10 protein-coding genes are annotated in these 10,252 nt (G+C 52.2%); 5 read left to right on the top strand and 5 right to left on the bottom strand.

The window, feature by feature from the left end; all coding sequences use genetic code 11:
- From J7M22_16130 to J7M22_16110, 5 genes are all read left to right on the top strand, one after another.
- Positions 1-194, top strand: a 194-nt coding sequence (locus J7M22_16130) for a flagellin FliC (protein MCD6508136.1), incomplete at its 5' end; no start/stop codon positions are given.
- Positions 195-255: 61 nt separating this feature from the next.
- Positions 256-618, top strand: coding sequence for a flagellar protein FlaG (locus J7M22_16125; GenBank protein ID MCD6508135.1), 363 nt, complete (start codon positions 256-258; stop codon positions 616-618).
- 13 nt (positions 619-631) lie between these two features.
- Positions 632-3,307, top strand: a complete 2,676-nt coding sequence (gene fliD / locus J7M22_16120) for a flagellar filament capping protein FliD (GenBank protein ID MCD6508134.1) — start codon at positions 632-634, stop codon at positions 3,305-3,307.
- A 24-nt stretch (positions 3,308-3,331) separates the two neighbouring features.
- Entirely contained in the window at positions 3,332-3,760 is a 429-nt protein-coding gene (gene fliS, locus J7M22_16115) for a flagellar export chaperone FliS (protein MCD6508133.1), read from the top strand.
- A gap of 18 nt (positions 3,761-3,778) precedes the next feature.
- Positions 3,779-4,144, top strand: a complete 366-nt coding sequence (locus tag J7M22_16110; GenBank protein MCD6508132.1) for a hypothetical protein — start codon at positions 3,779-3,781, stop codon at positions 4,142-4,144.
- A 1-nt stretch (position 4,145) separates the two neighbouring features.
- On the opposite strand, the gene J7M22_16105 is transcribed toward J7M22_16110, so the two are convergent.
- The 5 genes from J7M22_16105 to J7M22_16085 form a co-directional block, all read right to left on the bottom strand.
- Complete coding sequence (locus J7M22_16105) at positions 4,146-5,090, bottom strand: SDR family oxidoreductase (protein ID MCD6508131.1); 945 nt, start codon at positions 5,088-5,090, stop codon at positions 4,146-4,148.
- Positions 5,091-5,106: 16 nt separating this feature from the next.
- Positions 5,107-5,787 (bottom strand): hypothetical protein, encoded by a 681-nt coding sequence (locus J7M22_16100; protein MCD6508130.1) that lies wholly within the window; start codon positions 5,785-5,787, stop codon positions 5,107-5,109.
- 69 nt (positions 5,788-5,856) lie between these two features.
- A complete protein-coding gene (locus J7M22_16095; GenBank protein MCD6508129.1) occupies positions 5,857-8,280 on the bottom strand; it encodes an alpha-mannosidase in 2,424 nt (807 codons plus the stop codon).
- 3 nt (positions 8,281-8,283) lie between these two features.
- Entirely contained in the window at positions 8,284-8,712 is a 429-nt protein-coding gene (locus J7M22_16090; GenBank protein MCD6508128.1) for a hypothetical protein, read from the bottom strand.
- A gap of 137 nt (positions 8,713-8,849) precedes the next feature.
- Positions 8,850-9,830, bottom strand: coding sequence for a Gfo/Idh/MocA family oxidoreductase (locus J7M22_16085; protein MCD6508127.1), 981 nt, complete (start codon positions 9,828-9,830; stop codon positions 8,850-8,852).
- Between the last annotated feature and the right edge of the window lie 422 nt (positions 9,831-10,252).

Genomic DNA, 10,252 nt, shown 5'->3' with positions numbered 1-10,252 from the left:
TCAACTTCACGATCTCTAACCTGGACAACATCGCTCAGAACATCCAGGCTTCTGAGTCCACCATCAGAGATGCTGACTTCGCACAGGAGATCACCAACTTCACCAAAAGTCAGATCCTCGTCCAGGCTGGAACCGCCATGCTCGCTCAGGCGAATACGCTTCCTCAAAACGTGCTCGCCCTATTGGGCAGGTGATCCTGAAGCTAAGGGGATACCGACTAAGGTATCCCCTATTATTAACAGGGGGTGAGATAGGATGGCGGTAAACCCCGTTAAGATGAGAATATCGCCTCAATCGAAGCTCATAAACGTATACCAGGAGGAGGTTAAACCTCAGAGGAGGGAGAATCGACGGGTCACGGGGATAAACCGGGATCGACCGCCTGAAAACCGGATGGAGTTGGAACTCAGACGGGTTGAAGCTCAGCTCAACGCCATATCCAGGATATTCGAGCAGAGATATCAATTCACGGTGGACAAGGAGACGAATCAGCTCGTTATGAAAGTTGTTGACATCGCGTCCGGCAAAGTGATCAGACAGATTCCCCCCGAGGAGATGTTGAAGCTGGCAGCCCAGATAAATAAGATGATCGGCATATTCATGGATCATCTCGCCTGACGGAGGATGGGTTATGAACATAAGCGGGATCAGTTTTTCAGGACTGATCTCAGGGCTCGACACGAAATCCATAATAGATCAGCTTATGCAGGTGGCTCAGCGGCCGATCGACATGATAGAAGACCAGAAATCCCAGGTTGAGGATAAGATCTCGGCCTGGCAGGAGGTTAACACAAGGCTTGCCGCTCTTAGCTCAGCCGTCTCGTCGCTGGCGGATTCCAGCTCTTTTAGGCAGTATCGAGCGGATTTAAGCGATTCGGACCTTTTTTCCGTCTCGCTTTCCTCGAATGCCGCCCCCGGCCTTTACACGGTGGAGGTGTTACAGCTTGCCGCCTCCGAGCAGATTTCATCTGATTCCTTCTCAGACACATCATCCGGTCTCGGTCTGGAAGGGGAGTTTTTGATAAACGGGGTCAGGATCGACGTAGAGGCGTATGATTCGTTAGTTGATATCAAAGATGAGATCAACTCGGCCAATGCCGGGGTGACAGCCGCCATAATAAACATATCCGATACGGATCATAGATTGGTGATCACCTCGAACCAAACGGGTTCGGAAGGGATCGATCTGGCGGAGGTCTCCGGAGATGTCCTCAAAAGCCTCGGGTTTATCAATGACACCACCTCGCTTAAACATCCTCTCGGCGAGGGGGCCGAGACCGACCCCTTCGCCGATATTACCTCCCCGATAGGAACCCTGCTTAACCTCACCACACCACCATCCGGGGTCGTCACCATAGGTGATAAGACCATATCCATAGATCTTTCAACCGACTCCCTGCAATCGATAAAGGAGAAGATTGAAGCCGCCTCGCCGACGGGAGTTACTGTGGCCTTGGTGGAGGATACATCCTCAGGAACCACCAGATATAAGCTTCAGATAACCGGAACAACTCAATTCTCGGACGATAACAACGTGCTACAGGTCCTGGGTATATTGGAGAGCGAACACGCGAATCAGCTTCAGGAGGGAGCGGATGCGAAGATAAAGCTCAACGGGATAGAGATCGCGCGCAGCTCAAACACGATAGATGACGCCATCGACGGGATCACCCTTAACCTTCAGAAGGCCGAGCCGGGGAGATCCGTGACGATGGAGGTTTCGCTGGATGTCGATGCCATTAAAGGGCTCATTCAGGATTTCGTGGATGCCTATAACGATCTGGCCTCATACATAAACGAGCAGTTCGATTATGATGTCGAGACCGGCCAGGGTGGAACCCTCCTGGGGGATGCTACGCTTTTGACCATTCACTCACGGCTCAGATCGATATTGATAAACGAGATATCCGAAGGAAATGAGGATCTGACGGCGTTGGTTCACATCGGGATAGCCTCCGACGGCAAGGGCATCCTTTCGATAGATGATTCCAAACTGACTAGTGCTATCCAGAACAATCTGGATCAAGTCATAAACCTTTTTGCCGTTCAGCAGGGCTCGGCCACAGGGAAGATCGAATATCTCAGTCACACGAGAGCCACGAAACCGGGGACCTACAACGTAGTTATAACTCAAGCGGCTAAGCGGGCAAGCGTGACGGGATCGACTCCCATCCAGGATGGCGGGCTATCCCAGGATGAAGCGCTGACCATAACAGAGCTTGCAAGTGGGACGAGTGAGACCGTCCAGCTTTATGCGGGCGATACCATAGATACGATAGTGGATCGGATAAACAGCCTTCTGCATCAGAGGGTCGCCCAGGTGCTCACTTCAGATACCGCCAACACCACTGATGGGACGACTCCGATAACGGGAAACACCACCTTCGGCGAGATCTTCGGAGCGAACGTCTCGAACGGGGATACCATAACGATCTCCGGCACTGATAGAGATGGCAACCAGATTTCAAGGACTTTCACGATAAATGATGTGAACACGACCAGGATATCGGATCTGCTGAATGAGATCCAGAACGCATTCTCAGGAGAGGTCACCGCCACGGTGGATTCAAACGGGAGGTTGGTCATAACCGATAACACGCCCGGAGAGAGCGATATATCTCTGCAACTCACCTATGACGGGGACGGAAACCTCGATTTCGGGACGTTTCAGATCACCACCCAGGGGAGATATGAGATCCCGATAACCGCCTCCAACGACGGCGGAAAGTTGAAGCTCACACATGACTATTATGGATCCAGCATGGGGTTCAGCGTGGTATCGAACGTCGAGGACTTAGGCGATGGAAGTAGCACCGGGATCGGGACGGATATGATCACCGATTACGGTCAGGATGTGGCCGGAACGATCAACGGCGAGCCGGCCTCCGGAAACGGACAGTACCTGTCAGGGCTCGATACCAACGAAAATACAGCAGGTTTAAGGTTGAAGGTGAAGGTGACGCCTGAGGACTTAGCGGAAAACGGCGGAACCTATCAAGCTACCGTAACCCTTACGTTCGGAGTGGCGGAGCAACTGGATAACCTCTTGGATTATCTGACGGATTCCGCCGATGGACTCATGGTGAGACATCAAAAGGCATTGCAGGATCAGATCGACGAACTCGATGACCGTATACAATCCATCCAGGAGAGACTGGATATGGAGCGGGAGAGGTTGGAGAATATGTTCGTCGAGCTTGAGAGGGCGATGAACGAGCTGACGGCCCAAGGCGATTATCTCTTGACTCAAATAGCGAAGGCAACAGGCACCAATACAAATAACACTCAACGGAGGAGTGTAGCCTAAGGTAAATCGCAAGGAGGGAGCAAAATGAAAGATAAGATCTACAGGAAGTACAGGGAAACGCAGATCAACACCGCCGATAAAGGGGCTTTGCTCCTTATGCTCTATGAGGGAGCGATACTGGAGTTGAGCAAGCTTAAACAGCTTCTGGAGAAACCCAAATTCGACAGGATGGAGTTCTCCGATCACATGGTGAGGGCACAGAACATAATCATTGAGCTGATGGGCTCCTTAAATCTGGACGATCCGCGAGCACAACCTATCGCCGGAAACCTCTGGAAAATCTACGAATACCTCGTCTGGCGACTGATGATGGCGGATCTGAAGAAAGACATCAAGATGATAGATGAGGCGCTATGGCACCTTCAGAATCTGAAGGAGGCATGGGAAACCGTCATAAACGGAACGCGCAAAGCTGCTGAAGGCGAGCATAATCTCTCCTCTCTGGTCGCCTGAGGGAAAAAGGGGAAAGGGATGGAAAAGGATCTGAACCTGTTGCGCAATCTGATCGAGGTAGCCCATCAACAGACAGGATTGATGCTTCAAGCGGTTGAGGCGGAGGAGACGAAAACCCTCCTCCGCCTCCTCAAAGGCAGAGAGGCGATCCTATCGAGGATAGCCAAGCTTATGAGGGAAATCAATGAGATACCGGCGGATATCCTTAACAGGCTGAGGGTGATAGCGAAGTTGAACCAAACGCTCCTCAGAGGGATAGGGCTCAAACGACGTAAGATCGTCGAGACAATGGCGAAGAACGATATAGCCGGCAAGATGGCCTCCAAATATAAGGGCGAAAAAGGGGAGACATTCCCCATGTTTATCGATATAAGTGTCGGATGATTCAGATTTTCCCTTCCTGCAGGAGCCTTCTGAAATACCGTATCGTCTCCTTCAACCCCTCTTCAAGCGGCACCTTCGGCTCCCAGCTTAAAACCTCCTTGGCCCTTGAGATGTCCGGCCTTCTGACCTTCGGATCATCCTTCGGCAGAGGTTTGAATACGATTCGGCTATCGCTTCCCGTCATCTCGATGATAAGCCTCGCCAGCTCCAGTATCGTCTTCTCCTCCGGATTGCCGATGTTAACCGGCTCATGGTAATCGGACATCAGCAATCTGTATATCCCATCGATCTCATCGGTGATATATGTAAAGCTTCTAGTCTGCGATCCGTCCCCATAGACCGTTATAGGCTCATTCTTGAGAGCTTGACTGATGAAATTCGGAATGGCTCTGCCGTCGTTGGGACGCATGAGGGGGCCGTAGGTATTGAAAATCCTGACGATTCGTGTATCCAATCCGTACATACGATGATAAGCCATTACCAGCGCCTCCGCATATCGTTTGGCCTCGTCGTAGACACTTCTGGGTCCTATTGGGTTGACGTTGCCCCAATAGGTTTCAGGCTGCGGATGGATCAACGGGTCTCCATAGACCTCCGAGGTTGAAGCATGAAGGAAACGAGCTCCTTTTTCTCTCGCCAGTTCCAACATGTTATACGTCCCCATCGCCCCAACCCTCAGTGTCTCAATCGGATGGTTCATATAATCCACGGGGCTCGCGGGGCTGGCGAAGTTGAGGATATAGTCCATCCGTCCCGGTATCCATATCGGATTGGTGATGTCATATCTGAGAAAGGTAAATCGCTCGCCGAAGAGGTGGGCGATGTTATCTATGTTCCCACTTATCAGGTTATCGACGCAGATAACCTCATATCCTCTCTTCAGGAAGAGCTCACACAGGTGCGAACCGATGAATCCGGCTCCCCCTGTGATCAGGACACGCTTCATGGTGTAACTCCCCTTATCAGCGTATGTATTTTTCGCCGAACCTTCTGCCGATTGTGACCAGATCGAATATGTTGACGATCCCATCGCCGTTGAGGTCATAATCGGCGGATGGACGTCCGAAGTTTTTGGCGACCAGAACCAGATCGAATATGTCGACTGCGCCGTCCCGATTGACATCCCATCGAGGTATCCCCGGAATGTGTATCATTAGATTTTCGGCCTCGTCGAAAATCCGAGCCTCTTGGGGGGCGCTATACATCGATCTGCGAGGGCCATCCTCGAGATCCACCCTGATCGACGTCTCAGCTATGGGCGAGATGGCCTCGAAACTTAGGCTACAGATCACCCCCTTGCCCGAATCCGGTTTGAAAAGCGTAACCTTGGTATAGTTCAACTTGCCGTCGGCGGAGAGCTTGTTTTCGATCTCCGTTGCGCCCATCGACATGAAATCACCCGGTTTGAAGGGCTGATCGGGATTAATCACCTTCAGGTATCTGGGATCGAAACTGAGATATACGGACACCCCGTTAACCTGTGCATCTCCGACGTCTATCACCACCTCAACATCGAGTCTCTCTCCGAGGTTCAGGCTAACCTCCTTCAAATCCGATCCGACAGGCCTGAGGATCAAGGAGGCCCCATGAGCATATGGGAAGATCACCAATAGTATGAAGAATGCCAGAACGGCCTGACGCATTTCCCCCTCCACACCTCAATTTGGACATGGGTATTATATCACATGTTCACGGAGAACATCTACCCTATATCATTCAAGCAGATCGGTTTCAGTGACCTTCAGCTCTTCCCCATCCCGTGTGAGCTTGAGGGTTTTGATCTCATATCTTCCGAATGGGATTTCAAGGTGACATCGGAGCGTATCCCCCCACCGGAAATCCAAAGTGGCGATCACGGATCTGCCGGCGCACTCGTAGAGGCGAAGTATCAGCGAATCGTCACCCTCCGCCCTTTTAAGGGCCGTAACGATCAGATTCCCGGGCGTGATCTTAAACGAAAACGGGGGATGATGGCCATCGTGACCCTCTTCAAAGACCGGGATGATCGGGTAGTTCAGGTTGAATCCCTCCCTGACGCTTCCCTCAATCCATTCGGCGGTGTGGGAGATCAACCTGTATCTGACAACCTGCACGCCCTGGTCCAGATAATCGTAGCTCTTGTTCGGATCAGGCACGGCGGGATCGTGGAAGGCGTAGATCGGGCTCCTGATCAAACTCAGCCGCATCTCCCCACCTCTGATATCCGATCCGTATTTACAGTCGTTTATCAGGCTGACGCCATAGGTGATCTTCTCGCCGTTCAACGTGATAGCTTTCCCCGTCACATCTATCCATCGCTGATGTGGCTCCTCATTCCCGTTCGGTTCCCTTGTGGTATTCCCATACGGCACCTCATAGGTGGCGATCGGATCGGAGATGTTTATGGGGAAGGAGAGCTTGAGCATCTTATGTCTCTCGTGCCAGTCGATCTTCATCTGGAAATCCAGCATCGGCAGGCCGTCCCACAGGCTGATCAGCGCCTCGATGGTCGAATCGCCCCATCTGCTCTTGACCCTGATCCTTGCTCGAACCGGACCGCTCTCAACCAGTTCAGGTTCGCCATCGATCGTGAATCTGCCGATCTCATTCCTGTAGGCGTCGACGCCATGGCTCCACGTATCGCTGGGATCGTCTATGACGATGGGGACATTCCCCGGTCCGGAGAGCATCTCGACGTTACGCGCTTTGTCGAGGATGGAGCTTATAAAGCCGGTACGGGGATCGATCCGGACGGCGTAGTATTCGTTGTCCATCTCCGTAGCTGAGGCGCTCAGTCCGGAGAGTTCACCTGGCCTCTTCTCACCTTTAGCCTCCTCGATCCGATATATCGACCAGCCCATAGCGGGTGTTTCGGCGATGAATAGAACTTTGCCGTCCGAGACCTGAGACGGAACTTCGACCCCAAACGGATTGACGACCTTTATCCCTCTGTTTCCCTCAGGTTTCAGCTCGATCTCCACCCCCTCTTTTCTCTCCCAGTTCATCGGGTTGAAGAGGATCAGGTTTTCCCCCTCCGGCAATTTCAAGGAGCCTGCGATGGATTTCAGGGCGTCGTCGAGGGCTCTCTGGGCGAGCGAGAAGGCTTCATCGTAAAGTTTATCCACATCCCCGTCATATGCCTCCTTGATGCAGGTTCCGGCGAGGATATCGTGAAACTGACAGAACAGCACGTTTTGCCAAGCTTTCGTCAGCTCCTCGTGTGGATAGGGCTTTCCCAGGAGCCGGAAAGCGATGGACGAGAACTTCTCGGCCGTCAGAAGCAGGCACTCGGCGTGACGGTTTTGACGTTTGACCTTCGAATAGGCGGTGTAACAGCCGCGGGAGTGATACTGTAACTCCTCCGCCACGACGGGGAAATCCCTCTTTTGAAGGAGCGCTCTGCCGAAGAAGGCATCGGGCGTGCTGAATATGACCCTGGGGTAACCGGGCCTCTCGTCGGCCTTGATGATGCTCTCTATATTTCGTCTGGTTGGGCCGCCTCCATGATCCCCCACGCCGTAGAAACACATGACCTCCCTAATCCCCTCGGGTCTCTGCTGGAACGCCTCCCAGATCCGCTCCTCGAGCTTATCCGGGCCGGAGTTGTAATGGTGTGGCGGACGACAGGCCAGAACCCTTGATCCGTCGGGCGACTGCCACCAGAAAAGGGGCGGCAGTTCCTTCTCGTTCGGTTTAGGTCGGAAGAAGACGTAGTAATCCAGGCCGCTCTTTTTGAGTATCTGCGGAAGGGTGGCGCAGTGGCCGAAGGAATCGACGTTATATCCGACCTTCACATCAACCCCGAATTTCTCCACGAAGTACCGTTTGCCGTAAAGTGAATGTCTGACGAAGGATTCGCCGCATGGGATGTTACAGTCCGGCTGAACCCACCAGCCGTTCACGATATTCCATCTACCCTCTTTAACCCTCTCCCGGATCTCCTCGAATATCTCCGGCTCGTTCTCCTCGATCCACTTATAGGTTGCCGCGGAGCTCCGTGAGAAAATGAATCCCGGATACTCCCTCATAAGTTGGAGAACCGTTCGGCAGGTGTTGATCACCACCTCGTATCCCTCTCTCATCCTCCACAGCCATATCGGATCTATATGCGCGTTTCCGATCATATGAACGGTGAAATCTTTGATTGAATCGTTCATCTCTCATCCTCCGTAATGGCCTAGTTCCAGACAGGTTTCTATCATGGCCAGATAGTTGGCCACCGTCTTGGGCGATAGCTGGGATGTGTGGTATATATCCCCTATCTGGATATTCCCCTCAAGACATACCTGCCCCCCTATCCGTCTTTTCGCCTCGGCAAGGGGCATATCTCCCAACGGGGGAGCCTCTATCGGATGAAGGCAATCGGCGCCCATCTCGACGAAATCCTCCAGGATAGCATCCATCGGGCCGTGACAGTGGACGTGAACCAGGCAGCCGTGGCAGTGTATGAGATCGAGGATCTCCCTTTCGGGCTGGGTCGCGAACTCATGAAAATCCCGTGGCGAAAGCAGGGGAGGCGCGGCATACTCCTCGCCTGAAAATCCGTAAACGCCTCTGACGCCTCTCGCCAGCAGATACTCGATCAGCACGTGACCTCACCCACCTCTCATCCCAGACCCTGACACCTCTGACGTGTATCGGGATTCTATCAGGCTTTCTCCTCTGAATCGCCGTTAAAAGCCTTTGCCGGGAGGTCATCTTCTCCTCCCCAGATAGCGGGTGTAAATCAACCTAGTTTCACGTGTCTTCCGGTCGAGGCGGACTCATATGCTGCCCGGAGGATCCTTATATTTTCGAGACCGTCATCACCTGTAACGATCGGTTCCTCGCGTCCTTCAACGCACATGGCAAAGTGATCTATCTGAGCTTTATATAGGTTCTCAAAGCCGGAATCCTCATCGATTCTTTCCCCGTCTATATAAGCCCTTATCTTCCAGTGCTCGTCGTTATAGACCAGGACGGAGCCCTTAGTCCCGTATATCTCGAAAACGATGTCGCATCTTTGTGAGGCGAAACTGGTATCACATATGACGTGAGCGCCGCTTTTCATACGCATCATGATCGTGCCTGTATCCTCCACCTCATATCCCAGAGCCCAGTTGCTGCAGAAGGCCGATACCTCCTCAACCTCGCTCCCTATGATGAACCTCATCAGGTCAACGTTATGTGCTCCCAGGTCCATAAGCGTTCCACCGCCTCCCTGCTCCGGTATCCTACGCCATGCTCCTTCGGGGAGGGGATACCACTTCAGAAATGGCATCCTCGCCTCAATGATCTGGCCTAAGACTCCTTCTCGGACCATCTTCCGTATCTTCTGAAAACAGGAGTGAAACCTGAAGAGAAAACATATCTGAAGATGAAGCCCCTTTTCCCTACAAGCATCTATCATCGTTTGACACTGCTCGACGTTCATCGCCATAGGCTTTTCACATAGCACATGCACGTCTCTCTCGACGGCCTTTAAGACGTGCTCGCAATGAAGATACACGGGAGTAGCAATGTACACGGCGTCCATTTCCTCATCGTTGAAGAATTCCTCCAGGTTCCAGTAATATCTCTCGGCTCCATGTCTTTCAGCCAATTCCCTGGCCTTCTCCTCGCTTCTTGAAAAAAGCGAATGGAGCAGGCCATATTTGGACTCATTTATAGCAGGCATAGTACGACGGTTCGCCACACCGCTTGCGCCCAGCACTCCCCATCTCAGCATATTTCACCTCCCCTGTTCTCGCTGGATTTCGGCGACACGTAAAGTGCCGCCTTACGAAAGGTATTACCATGATTGTGAACCATCCCAGTATCACTTAATTCTACCAGCAGATAAGCCACTCCCATCATGCCAACCGTTACAGTGGAAACTATACAAGCTCCGGAACAGGTTGTCAAGGATATATACGATGCATTAGGGTAGGGCTTTTCAATGATTGTATGATTTAGTGTACTATCATAGAGACCACCAGGAAAGAGGTGAGAAAGATGCTCGTGGCAGGCCGATATGTCCATCCCAACAGCTTATTCGCCAGGCTGTCCAAAATAACCGACTACCGCTTCTCCCAGTGGAGGATCTACCCTCTTAACAAGATATAGAAATTACGCAGCTTTTGAGAAGGCTTGATCCATAAGGGATTCTAC

It is taken from the genome of Candidatus Poribacteria bacterium (assembly GCA_021162805.1).
In the GTDB taxonomy this organism is placed as follows: Bacteria; Poribacteria; WGA-4E; order B28-G17; family B28-G17; genus JAGGXZ01.
Note: the sequence above shows the minus strand (reverse complement) of the source record. Positions and strands in the feature narration are given on the sequence as shown.

Bases quoted from the DNA above. Each gene is read 5' to 3' on its own strand.
- J7M22_16085 (MCD6508127.1), bottom strand. From the start codon at position 9,830: ATGCTGAGATGGGGAGTGCTGGGCGCAAGCGGTGTGGCGAACCGTCGT.
- J7M22_16125 (MCD6508135.1), top strand. From the start codon at position 256: ATGGCGGTAAACCCCGTTAAGATGAGAATATCGCCTCAATCGAAGCTC.
- J7M22_16105 (MCD6508131.1), bottom strand. From the start codon at position 5,090: ATGAAGCGTGTCCTGATCACAGGGGGAGCCGGATTCATCGGTTCGCAC.
- J7M22_16095 (MCD6508129.1), bottom strand. From the start codon at position 8,280: ATGAACGATTCAATCAAAGATTTCACCGTTCATATGATCGGAAACGCG.
- J7M22_16110 (MCD6508132.1), top strand. From the start codon at position 3,779: ATGGAAAAGGATCTGAACCTGTTGCGCAATCTGATCGAGGTAGCCCAT.
- J7M22_16100 (MCD6508130.1), bottom strand. From the start codon at position 5,787: ATGCGTCAGGCCGTTCTGGCATTCTTCATACTATTGGTGATCTTCCCA.
- fliS (MCD6508133.1), top strand. From the start codon at position 3,332: ATGAAAGATAAGATCTACAGGAAGTACAGGGAAACGCAGATCAACACC.
- fliD (MCD6508134.1), top strand. From the start codon at position 632: ATGAACATAAGCGGGATCAGTTTTTCAGGACTGATCTCAGGGCTCGAC.